Source organism: Lactococcus muris (assembly GCF_042849115.1).
GTDB classification, from domain to species: domain Bacteria; phylum Bacillota; class Bacilli; order Lactobacillales; family Streptococcaceae; genus Lactococcus; species Lactococcus muris.
The window spans coordinates 55,998-81,645 of the sequence record NZ_BAAFQO010000005.1 but is presented as its reverse complement, the minus strand read 5'-3'; the positions used below and the strand labels follow the sequence as shown (position 1 = coordinate 81,645).

Below are 25,648 nucleotides of genomic sequence, written 5' to 3'. Positions count from 1 at the left end.
GGGACTTATTTACGTACAACGAGCGTGTCACATGGGGCATTTTTAATGATGTAATCTGCAACAGAACCAATAAAGATGCGTTCGATATAGCTTAAACCAGTAGCTCCCAGAACAATGAGGTCAATATTTTCTTCTTTTGGAAGAGTCTGTCCCAGCATCACTTTTGGTGAGCCAAATTCTACACGCGTTGATACAGTTTTTACACCAGCATTTTTTGCTTCAGTTGCAAAATCGTTAATGAGGTTTTCAGCCCCTTTGTGTGTATCGTCAGCAACAACAGAATCATAGGCAGAAATGGATTGGAAGGCACGCAAATCGATGACATTGGCAATCACTAATTCAGCATCATTGCGAAGAGCGGTAGCAACAGCCTTGTCAAAGGCTTTTGTTGATTCTACAGAACCGTCAAGGCCAACAAGGATTTTTTTGTAATTATCAAGCATAGTGAAACTCCTTTTCGTTTTTGTTACTATACTCTAATTTTACTCTAATTTGTGTTATTTGTAAAAGAAAAACTATTTTTGATCCTTTGACATAAGATTAGGATTTTCAAATGTTGTAAAGTTTAAACGTCTAAAGTACAGTTTTATGAACATGTGCCAAAACTTTGCAGCTGGAAAACTTTTCTCTCTGACAGATATAAACGGTTGACCAGATACTCTATAAGTTTTTTGAATGTCTTTCCAGTTTAAAAGTTCGGAGAGTCTCCGTATATTTTGGTATATTCTTACTAAAAAGCAGCTTTTTCACTTTTTTGCTATAATTATTAAGATGTATTTTAGCTGTTTAAAAACAGGAAATGAAAGGTGAAAAAATGACTCGATATGCTGTGGTAGATTTAGAAGCCACCGATGCGCACAGCTCGCAGAATAAAATTATCCAAATCGGTATTGCGTTGGTCGAGGACGGGGAGCTGGTAGATACTTATACGACCGATGTCAATCCACATGAGTCACTTTTGCCAAGAATTGTTGATCTTACAGGTCTTTCGGATCAGCGGCTGGCAAAAGCCCCTGACTTTTCAGATGTTGCAGAAGAAGTGCGTAAGAAGTTGGAGGGCTGTATTTTTGTTGCGCATAATGCACGTTTTGACTATTCCCTCTTAATGAAGAGTCTTTTCCCACTGGGACTTGATTTAGAAATGCCTCGTGTGGATACGGTTGAACTAGCGCGTGTATTGTTCCCTACTTTCGAAAAATATGGTATGGAAGCCTTAAGTGAGAAACTTGATTTGCAGCATGATCAGCCACACGCAGCCTTATCAGATGCTCTAGCAACAGCAGAACTGCTACTTAAAATGCAAGATAAGATACGACAGCTGCCACGTCCTGTTCTTGAGGAGATCATTCGCCATTCAGACAGTCTCCTTTACGAGACAAAGGAATTTTTAAAAGAACAACTTGAGTACACGCCTTTACAAGTGGAGAATCTTCGCCTCGTTCATAATATTGCAACACAGGTACAAAATATCACGCAGGAGAAGAAGCCATTTGCCTCCTCTTTTGCGAAAAATATCAGTTATCTAGGCCTTAAAGCTAGAAAAAGGCAAGAACAAATAGCCGAGAAAGTAAAAGAAGAACTCTCGCAAAGTGAACCCTCTTTCATAGAAGCGCCAACTGGTATAGGCAAGACATATGCTTATTTGCTTCCTTTGCTTGCAGAAGGGAGGGAAATTGTGGTTTCCACCCCGACAAAGGTATTGCAAAATCAGATGATTCATGGTGTTGCTCCACTTCTAAAAGAGAAGTTTGGTATAAATTTTGCCAAACTTTTGGGAACCCAAAACTATATTTCATTGGAAAAATTTTCTCATCTTCTCTTGTCAACTACAGAAGGAAAGAATTTTGAAATCTTCAAGATGAAAATCTTGGTTTGGCTAACAGAGACTCTGACGGGAGAACTGGATGAATTATCAAAAGTCATGACCAATGAAGACTACTTCTTGCAAGTTGCTCACGATGGTTATGTGAATAGTAAGCACTTACACTATGAGCAAGATTTTTGGCTCAAAGCGCAACAGAGAGCGGAGTTTTCTCAAGTTAAGGTTGTCAATCATGCTTATCTTATTGAGAGACTCGCCGACTATCCAGAAACATTCTTGAAAGAGCGTGTTTTGGTTGTTGATGAGGCTCAACAGCTCTTTACGATACTTGAAAAAGCGAATCAGAAAACGCTTAAAATTTCTGAACAGCTAGAAAAGGTAGATGTTGAAGCCTCACATCTGAGCAGGCGCCTTATGGAGAGTTTAACCTTTCAGCTTGCGAATAAAAAGTTAGATGCAGAGAAAATCGCCTTAGATGCTCAAGAACTTGGTTTAAACGAATTTGCTGATATTTTTGACGCCCCTGAACGACACTTTATCTGGCGGGACGGCGATATTGTACACGCTTCAAATAGTGATTTTTACAACTTTGAAAAGTTAGTTCCGGAAAGGACAAAGTTATATTTGCTGGGAGCGACCTTGGCCTTGACTGAAGATAAGCCCATGTTCCCAGAACTTTTAGGCTTTAAAAACTATCGTTTCTTCAAGTTTGACAGTCGTCCAGCAGAGAATCAAGAGATTATCCTACTGACAGACGGTCCATTTATAAAAAATACAGGGGTAATAGCTTATGCTCACTATGTTGCAGATAAGATTTCTGAAGTCGCTGAACTTGGGACGCAAGTCGTCGTTCTTTTCACCTCAAAAATATCGCTAACCTTTGTTGCAGAGCAATTATCAGCTGAAGGATGGGAAGTTTTGGCCCAGGATATCAATGGCAGCGCAGCTCAAATCAAGAAAAAGTTTGACAAGGGCGAAGGACAAATTCTTCTGGGACTTTCTTCTTTTTGGGAGGGCGTTGACTTTGAAGAACAAGATAAGCTGGTCTTAATGATTCCTCGGCTTCCATTTGCTACTCCTGATGATATTCTCACGAAAAAGTATGCAAAAAGATTTGCTAATCCTTTTTATGACTTCAATGTTCCGATGGCTACTTTAAAACTTCAGCAAGCTTTGGGACGTGTTAATCGCCGACAGGATCAATATTCCAGAGTTGTCATTATCGATAATCGGTTAGCAGGAAAATCTTATGCTAAAAGGATGCGTAAAAATTTAGCACAAACGGCACCAATAAAGAAAGTAAAAAACAGTGAGTTAGTCGGTGAACTTCTAGATTTTCTCCTGTAATGTTTTAATTTTCACTCCAAAGCTATGAACGAAATTTTTAATGAAAATTTCTTATTTTAAAGATGTTTAAGCTAGTTTTCACAAGTTTTAAGGCGAAATGATGCAAGAGAATGTGTTTCGTTCTCATAAGCTTTTCGTGTCTGGTCTTTTGTGGCAAAGCAATTTCTTTGCTTTTTTGCTATAATAAAATAGATTATCTAGAGGGGAGGAAGGCAAGCTATGAGAAGAAAACGAATGTCTCTGCATTCCCAGATCATTATTGGTATTTTAACCGTAATTTTGGCGGGTTTTATTGCGTTAAGCCTCTTTATCTGGAGAGCTACAAGTCCTTATAGTACAGCAAGACGTGCTGCGATTTCGATTGCAAAAGAGAAGACGGAGCTAAAAACGCCGACAGCCTTTGACTTAGCAACGACAGACAGTACAAACTATTCATTGCTTGGAAAAACTGAGCAAGGGCAAGAAATTGGTGTTTTGATTCCTAAAAATGGCGGGAACTTAACAGTGGTAGACCTGTCAGAGGGAGTGAAGGCAGATACACTTAAAGCTGATAATACAACTTCCATTGTCTTGGCCCTTTATAAGGATCAGCCAGTATGGCAGGTCAATAGTCATGAAGGTTTTAAACTTTATGATTTCAAGACGGGTAAGGAGCTGTTGTAATCTATGAAAAAACTATCTGATTTTGTTTCAAACATCGAAGAGTCTGTGACTCTAGCTGCCGCAAAGCGGGCCAAAGAACTTGCAAGTCAAGGGAAAAACATTATTGATTTAACTTTAGGACAGCCAGATTTTTCCACGCCTGAATTAATCGGGGAAGCAGCTATTGATTCTATTCATTCAGGCAAGGCAAGTTTCTATACGCAAGCTTCTGGCTTACCTGAGTTGAAAAGCGCTGTGCGTAATTATTGGGATAAATATTATGGTTATGCCATTGAAGATAAGGAGATTTTAGTTACCACGGGTGCTAAATTTGCGCTTTATGCCTTCTTCCAAAGTGTTTTAGATAAAGGAGATGAAGTCATCATCCCAGCTCCGTATTGGGTGAGTTATGTGGATCAAGTCAAAATGTCAGGAGGCCAACCTGTTGTCGTCTCGACTTTGCAAGAAAATGACTTTAAAATCACAGTTGAGCAACTCGAGGCAGTAAAAACCGAAAAGACGAAGGTGCTTTTATTAAATAGTCCATCCAATCCAACAGGAATGATTTATTCAAAAGAAGAATTACTGGCTCTGGGAAATTGGGCTGTAGCTAACGATCTTTTAATCTTAGCAGACGATATTTATCACCGATTAGTTTATAATCAAAGCGAATTTACAGCTATTTCATCCTTATCAGAAGCGATTCGTCAACGCACAATTGTCATTAATGGTGTCTCGAAGACCTTTGCAATGACCGGGTGGCGTATTGGACTTGCAGTTGGGGACAGTGAAATTATTGCAGCAATGACAAAGATTACAGGTCAAACAACTTCAAACCCAAGTACAGTTGCCCAATATGCAGCCATTGAAGCTTTTAATTCTGATGAAACGGCAGTCGAAAAAATGCGTACAGCATTTGAATCGCGTTTAAATGTAATTCATCCTATGATTAATCAAATTCCTGGTTTTGAGGCCATCAAACCTAATGGTGCATTCTATCTCTTCCCTAAAGTTGAGAAAGCCATGACACTTAAAGGGTATGACAATGTTACGGATTTTGCGACAGCGATTCTTGAAGAAACTGGTGTGGCTCTTGTGACGGGTGAAGGATTTGGTTCACCTGTACATGTAAGATTGAGTTATGCTACTGACCTTGAAAGTTTAACAGAAGCTGTACAACGGCTTAAAGACTGGATGGAACAGACAAATGATAGATAAAAAAGAAGCGAAATCAGCTTACAAGCTTCAAGAAAAGTTTGGGGCTGTTGTAGCTTATAAAAATATTTCAAAAAAAGTTTTATCTGGATACAGCGCCAGATTTACCTGGTTTGAAAAATCGCTTTGAGTTTTCCCCAAAAACAGGTATTGGCGTTCCGCTATCTATTGACAAAGATTGGAAATCGGATGACTTTGAACTTCTAGTGCTTGAGGAGCTCAAGAAAGATGAATTGCAGACACCTCAAGCTTTTAAAGAAGATTTGAAAACTTTGAAGGAAATCTGGTTAGAGAAATTTGCAGACAAAGATTTATATTAATAAAAAGAGAAGGAAGATTTATGAAAGACTTAGTATCAATCATCGATGTGAAAGACCACGTTGGAGAAGAAATCAAAATTGGCGCTTGGGTTGCAGACAAATCAGGAAAAGGAAAATTGCAATTTCTCCAACTCCGTGATGGTACAGCTTATTTCCAAGCTGTCGTTTTCAAACCAAACATGATTGAAAAATTTGGTGAAGAAGCAGGACTAGAAAAATTCACTGAAATCAAACATTTGGCTCAAGAAACATCAGTAATCGTAACAGGGATTGTAAAAGAAGATTCACGTTCAAAATTTGGTTACGAGCTTGATGTCACAGACCTTGAAGTCGTTGGTGGATCTGTGGATTATCCTATCACACCAAAAGAGCACGGAACAGACTTCTTGATGGATAACCGTCACTTGTGGTTGCGTAGCCGTAAACAGCATGCTATTCTGCTTGTACGTAACGAAATTATCCGTGCAACATATGAGTTTTACAATGCCAATGGTTTTGTTAAAATTGATAGTCCAATCTTGACAGGTTCTGCACCAGAAGGCACAACAGAACTTTTCGAGACAGACTATTTTGGGCATCCTGCTTTCTTGTCACAAACAGGTCAGCTCTATGCTGAGGCAGGAGCGATGGCCTTTGGTAAAGTCTTTACCTTTGGTCCAACCTTCCGTGCTGAAAAATCAAAAACACGTCGTCATTTGACAGAATTCTGGATGATTGAGCCGGAAATGGCCTTCACGACACATGAAGAATCTTTGGATATTCAAGAAGCATACGTCAAACACTTGATTAAATCAGTCTTGGAAAACCAACGTTATGCTTTAGAAACTTTGGAACGTGACATTGATTTGTTGGAAAAATATGTCAATGAACCATTCAAACGTGTCACTTATGATGATGCAATTGAACTTCTTCAAAAAGAAGAAGCAAATAACGATTACGATCATATCGAGTGGGGCGATGACTTTGGTTCACCACATGAAACATTTGTCTCTAACTACTATGGCGTGCCAACATTTATCATCAACTACCCTAAAGCGATTAAAGCTTTCTACATGAAACCACATCCAACACGTGAAGATGTTGTGATTTGTGCTGACCTTATCGCGCCAGAAGGTTATGGAGAAATCATCGGTGGTTCAGAACGTGCGACAGATTACGATTACTTGGTGGAAAAAGTCAAAGAGTTCGGTCTTTCAGAAGAAGAATACAGCTGGTACCTTGACTTACGTAAATTCGGTTCTGTGCCACATTCTGGATTTGGACTTGGCTTGGAACGTGTGGTAACCTTTATCACAGGTAACCAACACATACGTGAGGCCATTCCATTCCCACGTATGCTTGGACGTATTCGTCCTTAAGGCTTAAATAAAAGCTCTCAACTTGTGATCTGCACCCCAAAAGTTAGACGAAAAAATGTCGTGCTCCCCATAGTCTGGACCAAACATCCAAATTATGAGGAGTTTTCTTATGGTCAAATATTCTTATGAATTAAAACGACAAGTGATTCAAGATTACTTAGAGGGTCTTGGAGGATATAAAAAGTTAGCACAAAAGTATGGCTTACCTACTAAATCAATTATCCTTCAATGGCTCAATGTTTACGAGTACTACGGTTTCGAAGGACTGAAAAGAAAGCGTAAAAAGCGGACGTATTCTCGTGAGTTTAAGCTTAATGCGGTAGAATATTATTTATCAAAAGACATTTCTTACTGTGAGGCTGCGAACCAGCTTGATATTGATGCCCCAACTCTTCTTACCGCTTGGGTACTTAAATACAACAAATATGGTACGAATGCTTTTAGAAACAATGGAAAGCGTCAACTATAGAAACTATGCCAAAAGCCAAATCCAGTAAAATCGAAAGTCAGCGTATTCGAGAACTAGAAATACAACTCAGAAGAGCACAAGTTGAGATCGACTGTTTAAAAGAACTTCGGAGACTACGAGAAACAAAACAAATCAAGAAAAAGTTGAAATAATTCGAAGTCTCCGTGAACACTACACACTTAAAGAATTACTAGAGACCGTTGGTTTAGCAAAATCAAGCTATTTTTATACTTTGAAGGCGAGAGAGAACAAGGACCTTGATTTAGAGAATAAACTTAAGCATCTCCGTCAAGAACATCCTAATGCGGGTTACCGCCCTCTTACCGCCCTCTTACTGCCCTTTTGAGACGGGAGGGGATGATAATCAATGAAAAGCGTGTGTTAAGAGTCATGAGGAAGCTCAGTCTCCTTGTGACCAATTTTCACCATAAATCAAGAAAATATAATTCTTATCGCGGTTATGTAGGAAGAGTAGCGAAACACTTGATAAGAAGGCGATTTAAAACTGTTCTTGTCCATCAAAAAATCACAACGGATACCACTGAATTTAAATATTATGAGAAGGGGAATGTCAAAAAAGCTTACCTTGACCCTTTTATTGACTTGTTTAATCGTGAAGTTATTTCCTACAGTCTTTCCAAACAATCGAGTGCTCAATCTATTATGACTGCTTTAAATCAAGCCATAGACATCACCTCTGATTGTCTCTTTCGTCGTACCTTTCATTCTGATCAAGGGTGGGCCTATCAGATGCACCAATATACAGATAAGCTGAAAGAGCATCGTATTTTTCAATCTATGAGTCGCAAAGGAAATTGTCATGATAATTCAGTTATGGAGAATTTCTTTGGGCTTCTTAAACAAGAAATCTATTATGGACACACTTTTAATTCTTATGATGAACTTAAGCAAACCATCAAACAATGGATACACTATTACAATACAAAAAGAGTGAAGAAAAAATTAGGATGGTTATCTCCAATCGAATACCGTAATTTTACTTGAGCATCGGTCCAAATTTATGGGTGCACGACATTCTCTGTCTAACTTTTGGGGTGCAGTACAAAAAATACTGAAGTTTTTTTATATCCAAATTTTCTTATTTATTCATAGTAAATCCTATTAAATGTCATTAGATAATATTTATTCAAATATAAAATATGATACAATAATAAGTAAAAGCAATCAAAGATAGAGGTGTAGAAAATGGAGAAAGAACCTGAAAAGTGGTCGAATTTAGAGGAAATTGCTGAGCATTGTGGTGTAAGCAAAGATACAATCAGAAACTGGATAAAAAAAGATGCAATTCCTTATCATAAAATGGGAAAACAATATAAATTTAAAATTTCAGAAGTTGATAGATGGGTAGAGAGTGGAGATAGTGCCAATATTGACTAATCAAGTGAAGGGAGAGTGATTGAGATGATGAAATCTGATAGATATAGTGGTGCGCTAACTGCAGAGCAATTTTTGTTTCATGAGATGCGTATCGTAGCAAAAAAATATTTAGAGAAACAACTAATAGAAAAAATCATTTCAGAAGTCAAAAAAGATAATCTATTTCAATATCCAACTGAAAGACAAGTTTCAAGAATGGTGAGAGCGTGCTTTAAAAGAGCTAATTTGTTAGATAATGATAAATTAGTAGCTGAAATAATCAATGCCCCTACAGATGTTGCTAAACAAATCAATCTTTACTCAATCATGCGATACAATCGTTTGGTGTGGGAATTCATGGTTGATGTAGTTGGAGAAAAATATCGACAAAATGACGATACGCTAACTGTAAAAGATATCAATGAATTTTTCACAAGACTTCAAGAACAAAATGATAGTGTGGCATCTTGGAGCGAGGCAACTATAAAAAAATTGAGTCAAGTACTTAGAAAGTGCCTAGTTGAGGTTGAGATTTTAAATTCATCAAAAAGTACAAAACTAAATCCTATTCTTATTAGCGCTGAACTTGAAGAAGGAATGAGAGAAAATCATGATGAAGCAGCATTTTCTGCATTCAATTATTTTCCAAGGAGTTAATAAATGTCAGATATAAAACAGAGATTAGATCAAATTAAACCAAGAATTTTAGAAAAAGGATTTCTGGAAAATGAAGGGCTATCAAATGAAGTTGGAATTTACATTTTTCAATATGATCCTAAAGATGAACTGATTGTTCAGGCTTACGTTCAAAAAATAGTGGAAAGCTCTAACCCTCCGTTTAAAATTGTGAAGCAAGATTTATATGAACTTTTTCTTCAAATTTTAGAAGAAAAACGAGTATTGCCTGCCATTAGTGATATGGAGCGTAAAAAAGGAAAAGATTTCTTGTTGCAGCAACTTCAGAAGATAGCTAGTCCAAACGAGTTTTTAGACCGAATGAAGAAAGTAGAAATCGGAAAAGGAAATGTACTGTTTTTAACTGGAGTTGGCCAAGTTTATCCCTTTATGCGGGCTCACAAAGTGTTAGATAATATGCAACATATGTTTGAAAATGTACCAATTATTATGTTTTATCCTGGAGAATTTACAGGACAAAGCTTGAGTTTATTTAATGAGTTTAGTGATGGAAATTATTATAGAGCATTTAACCTTTTGATTGAGGAGAAATCAGAATGAAAATTCAAAAGATGTTTAAAAAGGATATCAATCGCGATATCAATGGAGTAGTCAAAGTAAGCCAAGATGATAACAAAAGCTTGAGTACCGAGTTAGAAGAGTATATCGTTACAAAGGAGTTAGAGAGACATTTTAAGACTTTCCTAGACAACTATTCTTTAGCACTTGACTATCCGACAGATAAAGTTGGCGTTTGGATTTCAGGATTCTTTGGGAGTGGTAAATCTCACTTCCTAAAGATTTTATCATATCTCTTATCAAATAAAGAAGTCGATAATAAAAAAGCTATTGATTTCTTTGAAGATAAATTTGTTGATGTGAAGTTATATGAAAAACTTCTTCAATCAGCAAACGTGCCTACAGAGTCAATCCTTTTCAATATTGATAATGAAGGCCCGATTAATAAGGACAAGACTGCCATTTTGCGTGTGTTTGCGAAAGTGTTCTACAATCATTTAGGTTTTTTTGGTGATGATTTAAAACTAGCAAAGCTAGAATTGTTCATTGATAAAAAGGGCAAAACCAATGAATTCCATCGAGTTTTCAACGATATTCATGGAGACCCATGGTTGACAAGTCGTGAAGCCTATGCTTTCTTTGAAGATGATGTTGTCGATACTCTTCAAAAAGTGCTTGGTATGAGTGATACCGCAGCCAGAAACTGGTTCAATGGCGAAGAAAACATTGATATGAGTATCAAACAACTTGTAGCTGATATTAAAGGTTATGTTGATGCAAAAGATGGTGATTTCAGGCTTTTATTCTGTATTGATGAAGTGGGGCAATACATTGGTGATGATGGCAACTTGATGATTAATCTCCAAACGATTGTCGAAGAGCTTGGGACACATTGTCAGGGTAAAGTTTGGGTGATGGTGACTAGTCAAGAAGCAATTGACTCAGTTGTTAAGATTGCAGGCGATGATTTTTCAAAAATTCAAGGGCGCTTCAACACTCGTTTATCACTTTCATCAGCATCAGTCGACGAAGTAATTAAGAAACGTATTCTTGAGAAAACAGATGAGGCGAAGCAACAACTTCAGCTTGAATATAGTGAAGATTATGCGGTGCTTAGAAATCTTTTTACCTTTAGTGATGCAGTTTCAGATATGAAGGGATTCAATGATTCAGAAGAATTTGTTTCAACTTTCCCATTCGTTCCATATCAATTTATCGTTATCCAAAAGGTCTTGGCTGAAATCAGAAAACACGGCAACTCTGGAAAGCACTTATCAGGTGGTGAACGTTCAATGCTGTCAGGTTTCCAAGAAGCTGCGCAAAAAGTTCAAGATGCTGATGAACAAGCACTTGTGCCATTCTTTAGATTCTATGATACAGTTCATACCTTTTTAGAAAGTACGATTCGTCGTGTTATTGACCGTTGCCAAAATTTAGTTGATACCAATCCCAATATGAAGCAACTAGATGTTGATGTACTGAAATTACTTTATTTGATTCGTTATATTGATGATATCAAGTCAAATATTGATAATATTTCAATTTTGATGATTGACAGTATCAAAACAGACAAGATTAAACTTAGACAAGAAATTACAGAATCATTAGAGCGCTTAGAGCGGGAGAACTATATCGCTCGTAATGGAGATCGTTACTATTTCTTGACTGATGAAGAGCAAGATATTGCTCAAGAAATTCGTAATACACCAGTGGATAGTGCCAATATTGTACAAGGCATCGGTCAAACTATTTTTTCTGAAATTTATCCATCGAAGAAATTTAAATATGGTAAAAATGGGAGATATGACTTTGCTTATGACCAATATATTGATAGTACGCTTATTGGTGGTGTAAAAGGTGACATTCGCTTACGATTCATTACTGTAGCGAGCGATGGTTTTTTGAGTGATGAAAATAAAATCCTGTTTGATTCGAGAGCAAATAATGAAGCAGTCGTTTTACTTTCAACAACAGCCCAGTATTATAATGCACTTGAGTCAGCAGCTAAAATCAAGAAGTATGTGAAGCAAAAAAATATTGGACAGCTTCCAGAACACGTTCAAACGATTATCCGTACTCGCCAAGAAGAAGCAAGAAAACTTGAAGATGAAGCGAAACAGCAAATTGAGCAGGCGATTATTGAAGGAGATTTTTATGCTTTTGGTGAAAAAATAGAAATCAAGGCGGGGGAAGCAAAAGTTAAGATCGATACCCTGTTAAATCACTTGATTGAAGATGTTTACTCAGAACTTGACTTGGTAAACACTTTCTATGAGAGTGATGCTGATATTCAAGCAGTTTTAAACAACGTGATTTCAGAAACGACACTTGAAGGAACTGGGGGGAATAACGAGTTTGCCATTCAAAAAATGTTGCAGTGGTTGGATGAGCGTGAGATGAGCCATATCCCTGTGACCATGGGTGATGTTCAAAAGCGTTATCAAGCGATTCCTTATGGTTGGCGTGAGCATGAGATTGCTGGGATGATTGCACAACTCATTGTAGCTAAGAAAATTGAGATTAGATACGCTGGCGCAGTGGTAGGAGCTGATAATCGAAATCTAGTGAACTATCTACGTAGAAAATCGGAAATTGACCGTGCAAGTGTCAAACGTAAAGTTGCACCATCAGAAGAACACCTAAGAAAATCTGCTATCTTCATGCGCGAGTGGATGGATCGCATGAGTGTGCCAACTGGTGAAGAAGAATTGCCAGATTTTGTTGTTGCGACACTGACAGATAAAGTCAATCATTATCACGAACTACTCGCTGAATACAAAGTAACAAGCTACCCACAAAAGCATGAGGTTGAATATGCCATTCAACTCCTACAAGATATTCTTTCACAAAAATCTGATAGTATCGCTTTGTTGACAATCTTGATTCAAAAGCAAGATGACTTGTACGATATGTCAGAGGATTTAGAGGATATTGAGACATTCTTTACTTCTCAGCGTGAGATTTTTGATAATGCCCTCAAACTTCAAATTGATATGAAAGATGAAAGGCATTATCTTGAAACAAGCGAAAAAGCAACAGATAGCCTAAGAGAAATCGCAACAATTTTAGCAAATCCTAAGCCATACCAACGCATCAAAGAACTTCCAAGCTTAATTCAAGAGGTTAAAAATGTCCACCAAGAGTTACTAGCTCAAAAGAAAGCGGAAGTTTTTGAAAATATTCAAGAGTGTATGGCGGAAGTGCATACAACAGCGGAGGGGGATCTTCGGGCGCAAAATGAAGTCACTCGAGCTGATCAATATTATACAAGTGTAAAGGAAGAGGTGGAATATACCACTCAAATCATGAAGCTTGATGCGATGATTCGCCAGCTTCAAAATTACACTGCTCCTGTAGTTGCTCGAATCGAAGGATTGGTTCGACAAACAGAGTTTACTGTGTATGAAGATGGGACTGAGATTGAAACTCATATCCCTAAGATTACTCGTGTGCGCCGTATGGAAGTGTTTCCTGTCAAAATGCTCAGCTCACATCAAGAGATTGATGACTATTTAGACGCAATAAAGCAAAAGCTTTACAGCAAATTAGATACTAATGACAGTATCAAAATTAATTAAGAGGTGACTTATGAATAAAAATGCCGTTCAAAAATATGCGGTATGGGCAAGAACGGAACTCATCTCACAAGTGAAACAGCAAGCTTATTTTTACGGAATTGATGAAAACGGCTATGGAGAAGAAAACCCTGTCGCTGTCAATGAGCGTGTGCTAACGGACAATGAGAAGTCCCAACGTAGAGAGCTCGTCTCAAAAATCAAACAATCCAGTTACCAACAAGTCATGGAAGAAGTGGCTTATACGTGGTTCAACCGTTTTGTTGCGCTTCGCTACATGGAAGTCAACGATTATCTACCAACGCACATTCGAGTTTTTTCAGATATTAATGGTAAGTTTAAGCCTGAAATTTTAGACAATGCCTTGCGCTTAGAGCTTGATGGACTTGATTCGTCAAAAGTGGCAACTTTCATCAATGATAATGCCACAAATGAACTTTATAACTATCTTTTGCTGACACAATGTAACGCGCTCAATTCAGCACTCCCTGAGATGTTTGAACGTTTGGATAGCTACACCGAGCTTTTACTTCCTACAAACCTTCTCAAAGACGATAGTGTACTCGGTCGTCTAGTCTCTGATATCCCTGAGGCTGACTGGCAAGATGCCGTACAGATTATCGGCTGGCTTTATCAATACTACAATACAGAGCCAAAGCAAGAAGTCTTTGATGGACTGAAGAAAAACAAAAAAATCACTAAAGAGAAAATTCCCGCAGCCACTCAACTTTTCACACCTGACTGGATTGTACGCTATATGGTTGAAAATTCGCTCGGTCGGACTTGGTTAGAAGCTCACCCCGATAGTCCGCTCAAGTCAGAATGGAAATACTACCTTGAAGAAGCTGAGCAACTGCCCGAAGTAGCAAGTGAGCTTGCACAAATTCGTAGCACAAGAAGCGGACTGTCGCCTGAAGACATTACTTTCCTTGACCCTTGTATGGGAAGCGGTCATATCTTGGTTTATGCCTTCGATGTCTTGATTAAAATCTATGAAAGTGCAGGCTATCGTCCTCGTGAGGCTGCACAGCTCATCTTAGAGAAAAATCTTTTTGGACTAGATATTGATAAACGTGCTTATCACTTGTCTTACTTTGCACTGATGATGAAAGCAAGACAATATAATCGTCGTTTCTTGACACTTGGCGTGAAACCACAAATCTATCATCCAGAAGGCTGGACAAACGGAGAAGAATTTGGTTCTTTGCTCAAAGTTGAAACGCTTGAGCCTAAACCGATAGAGCAGATTGATCAGCTGGATTTGGAAGATTATGGCACGAAACTACGTGTATGGAACTTTAAACGACTGTTGTCACAAAAGTATGATGTGGTTGTGACCAATCCGCCTTATATGAGTTCAAATGGTATGAGTGGAAAATTGTCTGAATTTGTGAAGAAGAATTATTCTGACACGAAAAGCGACCTTTTCGCCGCGTTCATAGAAAGGTGCAGGCATTTATTGAAGCCGACTGGCTATCAGGCGATGATTACTCAACATGCTTGGATGTTCCTGTCAAGTTATGAAAAACTGCGTAATAAACTGCTTACCTGTGACATCGTAAACATGGCACATTTGGGAGCACGAGCGTTTGAGGAAATCGGCGGTGAAGTAGTGCAGACTACAGCATTTGTCCTAAACACTCACAAAACGCCGAGTTTCTTGGGAACGTATATCCGCTTGGTGGACTTTAACAGTCAAGATGAGAAAGAAATATCGTTCTTAAGGGGTAAGGATCGCTACGTCTCTAATGCTGACAATTTTTCCAAGATACCGGGTAGTCCCGTGGCATATTGGGTGAACAGAAAAGCCTTTGAGATTTTTGATTCAGCATCAAGTTTTGGTGATTTATTCACAACTCGTGCGGGAATGATAACGGGAAACAATCATATATTTGTGAGGCTATGGCATGAAGTAAATAATCAAAGCTTTTGTGTAAATTGTCAATCACGTGATTTAGCAATAATGAGTAATGCAAAATGGTTTCCATACAGTAAAGGTGGTGAGTTTAGGAGATGGTATGGTAATAATGAATATGTAGTTGACTGGTATAACGACGGTTATAATATGAGAAATCTAAAAAATGAAGCTGGCAAGATACCAGCGCATGCATTTAATTTAGAGTATATATTTTGTGAAAATATTTGTTGGAACTCATTGTCATCAAATATGTTTTCTACAAGGTATACGGAGTATGGATTTTTATATGATGCAAGCGGTTCTTTTGCTTCAATTCCACCAGGATATTCAATAAAATATTTGTTAGCTTTCTTGAATAGCTGTGTAGCTTCATATTATTTATCAGCAATTAATCCGACAATGAATTTTCAAAAGGGAAATGTCAGCAACCTACCGATTTTATTTAGTTGTATAGCAGAAGTAGAAACCATTGTCGAACACAATATCTCCATCTCCCGTACCGACTGGGACTCTTTCGAAAATTCATGGGACTTCAAGAAACATCCGCTTCTTGTCAGTACTGACAAGATTGCGACAGCTTTTGAACTTTGGGAAAAAGAAGCTGATGAGCGCTTCAATACCTTGAAAGCCAATGAAGAAAAGCTTAACGAAATTTTCATTGATATCTATGGCTTGCAAGATGAGTTAAGTCCTGAGGTTGAAGATAAAGATGTCACTGTTCGTAAAGCTGACTTGGTGCGTGATGTGAAATCACTCATCAGCTATGCAGTGGGCTGTATATTTGGACGTTACACGCCATACGAAGATGGCCTTTTCTATGCAGGTGGCGCTTGGAGCTATGGTTCAAAGGTGGAGCGGATTATGGATTCTGCAAAACGTAACGGAGTTGAGAACGGGATAGATCCTTTCCTTCCTGATGAAGATAATATTATCCCAATCACAGATGATGAGTATTTTGAGGATGATATCGTAGGTCGATTTGTGGAGTTCATCAGCAAAATCTATGGAGAAGCGACTTTAGAAGAAAATCTCAAATTCATTGCGGACGCACTAGGTGGTAAAGGCACACCAAGACAGGTCTTGCGGAACTATTTCCTTAAAGATTTCTACAAAGATCATGTCAAGATGTATCAAAAACGTCCAATCTATTGGATGTTTGATAGTGGTAAGAAAAATGGTTTTAAAGCGTTGGTTTACTTGCACAGATACAGTCGTGATACACTTGCCAAACTCCGTACCGATTATATCCATGAGCAGCAAGACCGCTATCACACGCAACTTGAACAAATTGAACAAGAATTGCTGACTGCAGAAGGACGCGAGCGTGTCGCTTTAACCAAAGCTCAAACCAAGTTTATGGCACAAGTTCAAGAGACAGTAATTTTTGAAGAAAAAGTTCATCACCTAGCAGATATGAATATCGAGCTAGATCTTGATGATGGAGTAAAGGTTAACTATCCGAAGTTTGGGGATATTTTAACGAAGGTGTTCTAGGAGCTAATTTATGGGGAAATCAATTTTAGGATTATCAAATAAAGAGGCGAGAGACTATTTTCCTGAAGCTAGAAATTATGTGACAGTTAATCTTCCACCTTATTATGATGTTGGTGCACTTCTGAATAAGGCTGTTAAAGAAATCTGGAGCCAGCGTCTAGTGATTAGAAATTTGGAAGATGAATCCGAGTTGATTAACGCTTATGTTGAAAAAAATAATAATGAGCTAACCAAGCTTTGTGTTGCTGTTGTTAAAGATGAAGAATTTGAACCTATATTTAACCAGAATTGGTTGAAGGATAAATATAAGATTGATGAAACAATATTCATTAACAAAGAAGTAATTGCTTCATTATCGGAAGTAATCTCGAATACCGAAATAAATGATTCAGAGTATCCTTTTTAAGTAGTCGCCCTCATATTGGAGATTAAAATAAATTGCGAACGCAGCGTGTATGCAATTAAAGTTTAAATAGTTAAGACTTTGTTAAATTCGGCAAAGTCTTTTCTTCTGTTTTAAACAATAAAATGTTAAAATTAAATACAGGAAAGTGTTTTTAAGATTGGAGATGTTGAGATGCTATTATCTTTAAAAGTGAAAAACTATCGGTCATTTAAGGAAGAACAAGAGATTTCTTTTGTATTGAATAAAGATGAACGAAGTGATAAAAATCGCCGTTTTGAGGTTAAGACGAAATTAGGCACAATTCGTGTGCTTAAAAATGCAATGATTTACGGCGCAAATGCGAGCGGAAAATCTAATATTTTGAAAGCTTTATTTCAGCTAAGTGCCTTGATTTTAAATCCCAATCAAAATGATGAACAAGGACTTTTTTCAGATAGTTTTGCTTCAAATAAAGAAAACACAAGATTTGAAGTTGTATTTTTAAAGCGTGAATCTGTTTTTAAATATATTCTTGAGTATAATCGAAATGAAGTTGTTTTTGAACGTTTGCAACAAGATGAAGAACTGATTTTTGAGCGAAATTATCAAGAATTTGTTTTTTCAGATATCAATGCTCAAGTTAATTACTTAGTAGCAACGATACGGAAAACAAGTTTGGCTTTATTTTTTGCACAAAATAATAATGTTAAAGCAGCACGTATTGCTTTTTCATGGTTTTATGACCTGCAGAATCCAAATAGTGGAAATGTTTTTCAAAAACTAAGAGATGATAGTAACTTTAAAGAACGCGTACTTTATGCGATGCGTTTTGCGGATTTCAATATTTTTGATATAGAAATTGAGGAAAATCTACGTCCGTCACTTTCTTTTGGAATGAAAATAGACATGAAAGAAGCAAAAGGCCCAGAAGATTTTCAGCAGCAATTCACTATGCAAAATGTAACCGAAATATACCTTGTTCATGAAAATAACGGAAAAAGATTCAGGATACTTTTGCAAAATGAAAGTGATGGAACACAACAATATTTCAATATGATTTTACTTCTATTGGGGGGCAACTCGGTGAAAGATATTGTGATATTAAATGATGAATTTGATCGTTCACTTCATAAAAAATTGACACAAAGTTTTGTGAATTTAATCAATAGCGAAAAGAATAACATTCAATTTATCTCAACCACTCATGACAGTAGCTTGATGGATATTCTCCAAAAGCATCAAATCTATTTTGTTGAGAAAAACTCTGATGGTGAGAGTGAACTCTATAAACTTTCAGAATTTGATGGAATCCGCAAAGAGACAAAAGTTTCTCCTAAGTATGAAGCAGGACTTTTTGGGGCAATTCAAGAAGTGAATGAAGCTGGTTTGATGGGGATCTTGGAGGAAGACTAATGGGACGAAAAATAAAGCAGGTCTTCACTATCTTTGTCGAAGGATTTAGCGAAGAAATTTATTTCTCAGCTTTGAAACAGCAAGACTTTGTGCGTCAATCTAACTACAAGCTTGAAATTATCAATTGTGAGGGCTTAAATCATTTGTTGGACGCTGCGCTAAAAGACCGTTTTTACAAAAAGCAAATTAAAGATTCTGCTAAAGTTGCATTTGTATTTGATAAAGACCATTTGACGGAGCAACAGTTTGAGCAAATGTTAGCAACTGGGTATATCATTGGTTTTACCAACCCCCAGTTTGAAATCTGGTTGCTTGCTCACTTTGAGAAATTGAGAATGAACTATGCGGATGTGATTCGAGATTTAAAGAAACATATTCCAGAGTATAGTGAGAACAATAAAACAACGCGTAAAATTACAGATTTAGTTCGAGATATTCATCAAGCCATTGAAAATAGTCGAGATGTTTCAACTGCCAAGTATGATGAAGTTTCATGCAGTATTGAAAATGTGATTAGAGAGATTGGGAAAGGAAGTTACAATGTTATCAGAAGCAATTGAACAAAGATTAAAAGAACGATTTACATCTCCTTTGCCAGAATTTCATCAACGTCGTATTGTTTTTTGGAGTGATGAAGATGAGGAATTTAGAGAGGATTTTGCTGACTATGAGCTCACTAATGTCAAAAAAATTATTTTAACAGGGAGCAATAATTTTCAAGTTAAGAAGCAATTAGTCATTGATGATTTGGAGAGTGATTACCTAATTTATGATTCACTAACTTATGAAAAAGACCATCAAGACGACTGGTTATATGATATTAAGAAATATAGTGGGGAACCTTTCAGAGCTGATTTAGTCTCTTTGCAAATGGAAGAATTAAATATTGCTCAAACTCAAGAAATGCGTAGAGTTTTAAAAAAATACTCTAAATTCTTTGCTAATAAGGAACGGAAGTTAAAAATTCAAAGGCGTGGCAGGAGATATGAAGAAGCAGAACAGCTTCATGTTGATATTATGGCTACCTTATGTGGTTTGACAGATGCAAAATTTGAAGATGTCATTAAAGCAGTACTAATTTCAGGATTAGAAGAAGAAAACGAAAAAACGGTATCTATTGCTAAATTTGGAAATATCAATGAGTTTTGGCATTTAGTTCAAAAGTACACAGGGTTTGCAAATGGTATATCTCGTACAGTGTTTGATTTAGCTGCACACATACTTGTTACTGCTTTTGCTCAAAATAATCCAGTTGATTCTTATAAAGAGTTAAGTCCGTATTGTGCTATAAATTACTCAAACTACTGTTATCAGTTTATTCGTGCTTGGCAAGCGAGTGATTTAAATAATGATCTTGAAAGTATTGTTTATGAAGTTGAAAATCGACTTAACTTGTTTAGTTTGTTTTCAAGACAAAGTGAGTTAAGAGTAAGTAATATTTTTCCAATTATCAATGTGATTCTCTTGAAACGTCAATTTGACCTAGTAAGCAATCAGATAATAAAAGTTGATGATATCAAAGTTCTAGTTGAGCAATTGCGGATCTCCTCTTGGTATAAACTTCATAAAAATTATTTTGAAGGCTTGTTCTATATAGGAAAAATGCAAGAGTTCTATCTTAAGCACTTAGATGCTTTTCATACTGTCGGTGCAGATAAAATATGGAAGAGCTATACTGAGGACTTCTACTTGATGGATAGTTATTATCGCCAGTTTCATATTTATTTCAACAAGGCAAAATCTACTCATCATCCTTTGCTAGAAGAGGATTTGAGAGCCACTGTTGATGTCGTAGAGGGACTATATCATGAATGGTATTTGAAAAAGGTTAACAGAAATTGGCTTGACTCAGCAAAAAATGATTTTAAAGAAAAAGGATTTGTTTCAGGCGTTGAGCGTCAAAATAACTTTTATTCACATTATATTTCATCGACAAAAGGACGTACGATTGTTATTGTTTCAGATGCACTGAGATATGAGGTCGCAGCTGAATTATCAGATTATCTGGTTAAGAAAACAAAAGGAACTACCGTATTAGAATCAATGCAATCAACATTCCCAAGTGTCACTAAGTTTGGAATGACAGCACTTTTACCCGCAGGCGAAATTACAGTTGACGATAAAATGAACGTGTACTTGGATGGCATCTCAGCAAGTGGAACAGTCAATCGGAATAAAATCCTTAATAGAGCAAATCCAAAAAGCATTGCGATTCAATATAGTGAGTTAATTGCAAAAAACAGAGAGCAAAGACGTAAAGTTTACTCAGGAAAAGAAGTTATTTATATTTATCATAATAGAATAGATGCTACAGGCGACAAATTGACTACTGAGACGGATGTTTTTGATGCTTGTGAGAAAACGATCGAAGAATTGACAGGCTTAGCAAAAATAATCACCGATGATTTGCATAGTTCTAATATCTTATTTACAGCAGATCACGGTTTTATGTATAGCTATAAATCATTAGAGGAGTCACAAAAATCAGGAAGTCAATCACTTAGTGGCACTGTTTTAGAGTTAGGAAGAAGATATGCAATCACAACAGAAGCAACTTATTCAGAATATCTCCTACCAATTAAGAGTGATGTAAAGTTAAATGGAAATTCTATTCAAGGTTTTGCGCCTCAAGAGACAATTCGTCTTAAAATTAAAGGTGGTGGGGAAAACTTTGTTCACGGTGGTGTGAGCTTACAAGAAATGGTTGTTCCTGTCATTAAATATAAAGGGCACAGAACGACTTCAAAAGGATTTGTTGAGATCCAAACTCCCGAATTGATTTTAATCAGTGAAAGCAGAAAGAGCAATAACTTTACTTTCTCATTAGATTTTTTACAAAAAAATCCTGTTGGAGATAAAATTCGTCCAGCTATATATTCTTTATATTTTGAAAATCAAAATGGTGACAAAATAAGTGATGTGCAGCAGGTTATTGCAAATAAAGAAAGTTTGAGTGATTCGGAACGCTTATTTAGATTACAATTTAATCTTAAACAGCAAAAATATTTAATGAGTGAAGAATATCGACTTGTGATTGAAGAGAGTTCAGATGTTTTTGAGAAAATCGGGTTTCGGTTTGATATTGGATATTTTGAAGGGTAGGTGGGATATTTATGCTTCATACAGTAATCAATTTCATTCTGCAAAATCCTTCAGTGATTTTATTGATAATTTTCTTAATATTTTTGAGTTCAAAGTTATACTGGAAGTTACTTTCGAAGTATTACAGGTCAATCGTGAGTCCTAAATACAACAGATTTCAGGGCATTCTACTTTTTATCATTCAGTCAACTTATTTTATTGGATTGTATTTTCTTAGTTCTAAAATGAAATTGGCAAACATGTTCTCTACCAATGATAGTGCAACATTATTGGGTGTTGCTTTTACTGTAATTTCAGTATATGCAATTATTTTTTCAATTTCTCAGTTCCTAATTTCCTCAAAGAAGGGAAGAGAGAAAATCTGGGGGATTTATATGGATGGCCGAACTGTAAAATTAGCTGTATTAGAAGAGATAGAGCAACTGTTTTTATTTAGATTAATCTTGTTATATTTTATTGTATTTCCTTTATTCTGGGGGAAAGATATCTTAATCTTACAAAATCTTTGGATAGCATCACTGATTTTCATTATTATAGCGATTTATTTTAATCTTACCTGGGGTTTTTCATCTATGAGAGAGGTGAAAATGGACGGTATTTGGAGAGAAGAATGGATAATCCAAACTGGTCTATCAGATCAATATATGAAAATATTATATAAAGATTTAGTATCTGATAGATTAAGAAAATTTGATAACCGTATTAGAAATCGTATTGAATTGATTGAGGATGAAGATGAGGTCCAAAATTTTATAATATCAATTTATGCCGATAGTCACTCATTTTTTGATATTTGGTTTAGCAGGAAGAATAAATTGAGTACTTTACTTAAGTGGCTCACTTCCCCGAGATTGTTATTAAAAACCAACGAAGAAATTGGAAAAAAATACTTTTACTTTCAAAATGATTTTTGGGAACTCATTAATGATATGGGGGAAAAATGGCATAATGAAAATTATCTTTATGTAGTTTATGATAGAACTTTAGAGCTGCTTTGTGACAGAATGATGGAATCCGACAATAAAGATTTTATTAGCGGAGTTCTCTATTTAGAAAGAATTTTAAATAATTCTAGAAACAGCTATAATCGACTTAATAAACGAAATTCGAGTATTTTATTTCCTGGAAGAATATTTTCGTCTATGAGCTCGAAGGCATCTTATTGGTATGATATGAATTGGAAGTTAGTTAAGCTAGCAAGATTGCTTAGAAAACTTGAGATAAAACTTAAAATTGAGGATAGAAATGATTTCATAAGCTTCAAAAATGGTGAAAAAGATGTTTCTGAAGTTATGTCTGACAATTTTATTAAGACTTTTGATCATGAATTATCAAGAGTTGAAATCGAATCTGATACTTATTTTTTATCAGCACAGGAAAGTTATGGGAGGTTTATCGATTCTATAATCTTTGTTGATTCTGAGTTTACGATTGAATATTTAGAAAAGAAAATGAAAGATAATGCTTATTATCACGTTTTGAATGATGAACAAGTGAAAATTATAGAAGAGAGAATCGAGAAGGGAAAAGCCACAGTTGAAAAAGAACTTAAAGATATAAATAATTCAGAAGTTCCTGGCTTATAGTGCTTTCTTTTCGCTTATTAGTGAGAGGAATTTTTATATCTATTCTTGAGTATTTGTTTTTTACAAAAATATTGTGAAAATGTAATTAAAAAAGTACTCTACTTTTGCCTGATTTTTCAATTAATAAGTAGAGGGACTATTTTGTAGTTTTTATTTTATAAAATTTTAGAAAAGGGGGGACGAATTATCAAAATTTTTCGCTTATATATTGAAGTGATAAATTTCTATCTAAAAATAAATTATGGAAAGCACTATTTGAAATCTAACCAACAAAAACTCTATGCTGACAAAGACGAAATTGCTCAGAATTTCGGCGTAAAACCCATCACCAAAATGCGCCGAGATCCCCAACTTTTCTCAATACATCTTAGACGTAAGTCACAAAAGAGTCTTCATTTCCATAGCTGGATATGAGACTTTTTTAATTGACCAGAGTTTGAAACATCATGAAGAAATGAGAAAGCAAAGATGAATCATTTTGAAAATATCTGGTAGTACTTGTAGCTGACGAGGGGGATAATGTGCAGAGGCTTTAGCCACAAGTTCGTCGATGCGCCTTGCATCCAAGAACGGGCGAGCTTGCTCGACCGCCAACTCCCAAGTGTTAATCAAGGGGGGACATGGCGCATAATACTAAAGAAGGGATTTACCTTGTATATCGGCAGTAGGAAGAGTCTGCTGTTTTTCCGATTTTATGAAAAAGATTTCGAACGTGCAGAAGCGATGAGGCTTCCTGTTGAAATCATCAATGATAATCTGACTGTATACTCTGATGCAGAGGGACATTTGGATGAGGAGTGGTTTGACCTCATGGGAAGTCGTAATGTCTATTATTTTAAAATGAATCCAAAACCAAAAAATGTTGAGAATATTTGGTTCTGGGCAATGAATTCTGCATTGCCGACCATGAAATTTTTGAGCATGTTAGATGCTACACGCTATCAGGAACTGTTTGAAGAATCAGAAATTCCAAAGAAGCACCAGATTTTATCTTAAACAACTAAAAAGTAGGTAACCCAGTAAAATCAAGGAATTCATGCTGAAATGTGAGTGTTCTAAACGCTCCTTTTTTCGTGAATGAATCTAGAAAAGGAGAAAATTATTATGGCAACAAAGAATGGATTAAGGGTTTACGATGAGAAAGCTTCAGGTAAGTATAAATATCGGGCGATATTAGACTATAAGCATCCTTATGAAGATTGTGGGGAACAAGTTACTTGTGGGATTAACTCAAAAACAAAAAGAGCTCTTGACGAAGCCAAAACGAAACTAGAATTTAAAATAAAAACCAAATTGGAGGGGCTTGATGAAAAGATAATAAATCTAGCAATTAATGAGGCTCTGGAACTTTGGCATGATTTTCGGAAAGATTCTATTGCGAAAGGTACACATGTTGATGATGAAGCTAATACATGAGGATTTAAGAAAAAGTTTGGTAAGTGGGAGCTTTCAAAAATAAAAAAAGAGCATAAAAAAAATATTTACTAGGTTTAGAGGTTGTACCTACATCAAGAAAAAATTATCGAAGCAAGTTGAATTTATTTTTTTAGTACTGTGAGATGAGGAAGATATTGACGAGAATCCTATGTTTCGGGTAAGACTTCCAAGACCCAGAGAGACTCTGGAAGAAAAACAGAAACATGAGGATAAGTTTTTTACAATTGATGAAATGAAATTATTGCTTGAATTAATGGAGTTGAAAACGAAACAATACCATAGTTTTATGAAATCACAAAACTATTGGAGTAAACGTTACTTTGTTGAATTTCAATTTTCTCTTGGTAATCGGATATCAGAATCAATTGTATTGAGATATCAAAATATTGATTTTGAAAATGGTATATTGCATCTGCGCTCCCAAATTAATCGTTTAAATTCGAAAACTAATGCTCCAAAGTTCGCCTCATTAAAAAAGTGAGCGTGATATTAACTTGAAGTCACGTGAGCTAGATATTTTAAATTGGTTTAAATTGAATAATCGTCAAAAATCAGACTTTATATTTATTTAAGAGAGTGGAGCATTATTTACTACAAATATTATTAATGAGTTTCTTTAACAATTTTGTGAACATTTTTCAAATAAACTAAAATCAACTTTTGTTTCCTATGTATTTAGACATGGGAATATGATGTATAAAAAAGATCTTGGAATTGATGAACAGATAATTGGATGAGATGGTGGATAATCAGATGATTAGCAAGGTTTATGGACGACATGTAACGCCAACATTGCAAGACCAAAGTAATCAATTATTAGAAAATTTCTCTGTAGAAGATTCTCGAATTATTCACAAAAAAATAGATGATATAGTAGTCAGACGGGGTACTATTGAAAAATAATTTCTTGAGAAATGTGTCAACAGAGGGGATTAGAAGAATAAGGAGAAGTATAAACACAAAGGAATGCGTTTTTGATATAATAGGGGGGAGA

The 25,648-nt window shown here is 36.1% G+C and carries 18 protein-coding genes and 2 pseudogenes; 19 read left to right on the top strand and 1 reads right to left on the bottom strand.

From position 1 onward, the window contains the following. Positions 1 to 5: 5 nt before the first annotated feature. Positions 6 to 443: a universal stress protein gene (locus ACGHCK_RS04350; protein ID WP_202230695.1), complete on the bottom strand. Its 438-nt coding sequence runs from the start codon at positions 441 to 443 to the stop codon at positions 6 to 8. Between the two features lie 371 nt (positions 444 to 814). On the opposite strand from ACGHCK_RS04350, the gene ACGHCK_RS04345 reads away from it, so the two are divergent. From ACGHCK_RS04345 to ACGHCK_RS04255, 19 genes and pseudogenes are all read left to right on the top strand, one after another. Next, complete coding sequence (locus ACGHCK_RS04345) at positions 815 to 3,169, top strand: helicase C-terminal domain-containing protein (protein ID WP_251420907.1); 2,355 nt, start codon at positions 815 to 817, stop codon at positions 3,167 to 3,169. A gap of 219 nt (positions 3,170 to 3,388) precedes the next feature. Continuing rightward, positions 3,389 to 3,832, top strand: coding sequence for a cell wall elongation regulator TseB-like domain-containing protein (locus ACGHCK_RS04340; RefSeq protein WP_251420905.1), 444 nt, complete (start codon positions 3,389 to 3,391; stop codon positions 3,830 to 3,832). Positions 3,833 to 3,835: 3 nt separating this feature from the next. Then, positions 3,836 to 5,029, top strand: coding sequence for a pyridoxal phosphate-dependent aminotransferase (locus ACGHCK_RS04335; protein WP_271328112.1), 1,194 nt, complete (start codon positions 3,836 to 3,838; stop codon positions 5,027 to 5,029). Beyond that, positions 5,019 to 5,346, top strand: a pseudogene (locus ACGHCK_RS04330) (GIY-YIG nuclease family protein). Before ACGHCK_RS04335 ends, ACGHCK_RS04330 begins: the two are co-directional and overlap by 11 nt. Before the next feature lie 20 nt (positions 5,347 to 5,366). Next, positions 5,367 to 6,704: an asparagine--tRNA ligase gene (gene asnS, locus ACGHCK_RS04325; RefSeq protein ID WP_251420898.1), complete on the top strand. Its 1,338-nt coding sequence runs from the start codon at positions 5,367 to 5,369 to the stop codon at positions 6,702 to 6,704. 109 nt (positions 6,705 to 6,813) lie between these two features. Next, positions 6,814 to 8,178, top strand: a pseudogene (locus ACGHCK_RS04320) (IS3 family transposase). Positions 8,179 to 8,379: 201 nt separating this feature from the next. Further along, positions 8,380 to 8,571, top strand: coding sequence for a helix-turn-helix domain-containing protein (locus tag ACGHCK_RS04315; RefSeq protein ID WP_058211109.1), 192 nt, complete (start codon positions 8,380 to 8,382; stop codon positions 8,569 to 8,571). Between the two features lie 24 nt (positions 8,572 to 8,595). Then, positions 8,596 to 9,207, top strand: coding sequence for a DUF1819 family protein (locus tag ACGHCK_RS04310; RefSeq protein WP_251420896.1), 612 nt, complete (start codon positions 8,596 to 8,598; stop codon positions 9,205 to 9,207). Between the two features lie 3 nt (positions 9,208 to 9,210). Beyond that, a complete protein-coding gene (locus ACGHCK_RS04305; RefSeq protein ID WP_251420894.1) occupies positions 9,211 to 9,786 on the top strand; it encodes a DUF1788 domain-containing protein in 576 nt (191 codons plus the stop codon). Further along, the gene (gene brxC, locus ACGHCK_RS04300; RefSeq protein WP_251420892.1) at positions 9,783 to 13,322 is read left to right on the top strand and encodes a BREX system P-loop protein BrxC; all 3,540 of its coding nucleotides are present in this window, start codon (positions 9,783 to 9,785) and stop codon (positions 13,320 to 13,322) included. The genes ACGHCK_RS04305 and brxC overlap by 4 nt, the downstream gene beginning before the upstream one ends. A 10-nt stretch (positions 13,323 to 13,332) precedes the next feature. Then, positions 13,333 to 16,731 carry a BREX-1 system adenine-specific DNA-methyltransferase PglX gene (pglX, locus tag ACGHCK_RS04295; protein ID WP_251420890.1) on the top strand — a complete coding sequence of 1,133 codons (3,399 nt, stop codon included), beginning with the start codon at positions 13,333 to 13,335 and terminating at the stop codon, positions 16,729 to 16,731. A gap of 10 nt (positions 16,732 to 16,741) precedes the next feature. Then, entirely contained in the window at positions 16,742 to 17,137 is a 396-nt protein-coding gene (locus ACGHCK_RS04290) for a hypothetical protein (protein WP_251420888.1), read from the top strand. 237 nt (positions 17,138 to 17,374) lie between these two features. After that, complete coding sequence (locus ACGHCK_RS04285; RefSeq protein ID WP_394304480.1) at positions 17,375 to 18,529, top strand: AAA family ATPase; 1,155 nt, start codon at positions 17,375 to 17,377, stop codon at positions 18,527 to 18,529. After that, on the top strand, positions 18,529 to 19,089 hold the full coding sequence (locus tag ACGHCK_RS04280; RefSeq protein ID WP_251420884.1) for an RloB family protein: 561 nt from the start codon (positions 18,529 to 18,531) through the stop codon (positions 19,087 to 19,089). The genes ACGHCK_RS04285 and ACGHCK_RS04280 overlap by 1 nt, the downstream gene beginning before the upstream one ends. Continuing rightward, positions 19,070 to 21,631, top strand: a complete 2,562-nt coding sequence (gene pglZ / locus ACGHCK_RS04275) for a BREX-1 system phosphatase PglZ type A (protein ID WP_251420882.1) — start codon at positions 19,070 to 19,072, stop codon at positions 21,629 to 21,631. The genes ACGHCK_RS04280 and pglZ overlap by 20 nt, the downstream gene beginning before the upstream one ends. Before the next feature lie 224 nt (positions 21,632 to 21,855). Continuing rightward, the gene (locus ACGHCK_RS04270; RefSeq protein WP_394304479.1) at positions 21,856 to 23,217 is read left to right on the top strand and encodes a hypothetical protein; all 1,362 of its coding nucleotides are present in this window, start codon (positions 21,856 to 21,858) and stop codon (positions 23,215 to 23,217) included. 519 nt (positions 23,218 to 23,736) lie between these two features. Beyond that, positions 23,737 to 24,213 carry a replication initiation factor domain-containing protein gene (locus ACGHCK_RS04265; protein ID WP_251420878.1) on the top strand — a complete coding sequence of 159 codons (477 nt, stop codon included), beginning with the start codon at positions 23,737 to 23,739 and terminating at the stop codon, positions 24,211 to 24,213. Positions 24,214 to 24,321: 108 nt separating this feature from the next. Next, positions 24,322 to 24,633: a hypothetical protein gene (locus tag ACGHCK_RS04260; protein WP_251420876.1), complete on the top strand. Its 312-nt coding sequence runs from the start codon at positions 24,322 to 24,324 to the stop codon at positions 24,631 to 24,633. Between the two features lie 774 nt (positions 24,634 to 25,407). Then, the gene (locus ACGHCK_RS04255) at positions 25,408 to 25,557 is read left to right on the top strand and encodes a hypothetical protein (protein WP_271328115.1); all 150 of its coding nucleotides are present in this window, start codon (positions 25,408 to 25,410) and stop codon (positions 25,555 to 25,557) included. Positions 25,558 to 25,648 lie beyond the last annotated feature (91 nt).

Bases quoted from the DNA above. Each gene is read 5' to 3' on its own strand.
- asnS (WP_251420898.1), top strand. From the start codon at position 5,367: ATGAAAGACTTAGTATCAATCATCGATGTGAAAGACCACGTTGGAGAA.
- ACGHCK_RS04335 (WP_271328112.1), top strand. From the start codon at position 3,836: ATGAAAAAACTATCTGATTTTGTTTCAAACATCGAAGAGTCTGTGACT.
- ACGHCK_RS04260 (WP_251420876.1), top strand. From the start codon at position 24,322: ATGGCAACAAAGAATGGATTAAGGGTTTACGATGAGAAAGCTTCAGGT.
- ACGHCK_RS04270 (WP_394304479.1), top strand. From the start codon at position 21,856: ATGAAATTGGCAAACATGTTCTCTACCAATGATAGTGCAACATTATTG.
- ACGHCK_RS04310 (WP_251420896.1), top strand. From the start codon at position 8,596: ATGATGAAATCTGATAGATATAGTGGTGCGCTAACTGCAGAGCAATTT.
- ACGHCK_RS04350 (WP_202230695.1), bottom strand. From the start codon at position 443: ATGCTTGATAATTACAAAAAAATCCTTGTTGGCCTTGACGGTTCTGTA.
- ACGHCK_RS04315 (WP_058211109.1), top strand. From the start codon at position 8,380: ATGGAGAAAGAACCTGAAAAGTGGTCGAATTTAGAGGAAATTGCTGAG.
- pglX (WP_251420890.1), top strand. From the start codon at position 13,333: ATGAATAAAAATGCCGTTCAAAAATATGCGGTATGGGCAAGAACGGAA.
- ACGHCK_RS04265 (WP_251420878.1), top strand. From the start codon at position 23,737: ATGTGCAGAGGCTTTAGCCACAAGTTCGTCGATGCGCCTTGCATCCAA.
- ACGHCK_RS04345 (WP_251420907.1), top strand. From the start codon at position 815: ATGACTCGATATGCTGTGGTAGATTTAGAAGCCACCGATGCGCACAGC.
- pglZ (WP_251420882.1), top strand. From the start codon at position 19,070: ATGTTATCAGAAGCAATTGAACAAAGATTAAAAGAACGATTTACATCT.
- ACGHCK_RS04340 (WP_251420905.1), top strand. From the start codon at position 3,389: ATGAGAAGAAAACGAATGTCTCTGCATTCCCAGATCATTATTGGTATT.
- ACGHCK_RS04305 (WP_251420894.1), top strand. From the start codon at position 9,211: ATGTCAGATATAAAACAGAGATTAGATCAAATTAAACCAAGAATTTTA.
- ACGHCK_RS04255 (WP_271328115.1), top strand. From the start codon at position 25,408: ATGATTAGCAAGGTTTATGGACGACATGTAACGCCAACATTGCAAGAC.
- brxC (WP_251420892.1), top strand. From the start codon at position 9,783: ATGAAAATTCAAAAGATGTTTAAAAAGGATATCAATCGCGATATCAAT.
- ACGHCK_RS04280 (WP_251420884.1), top strand. From the start codon at position 18,529: ATGGGACGAAAAATAAAGCAGGTCTTCACTATCTTTGTCGAAGGATTT.
- ACGHCK_RS04290 (WP_251420888.1), top strand. From the start codon at position 16,742: ATGGGGAAATCAATTTTAGGATTATCAAATAAAGAGGCGAGAGACTAT.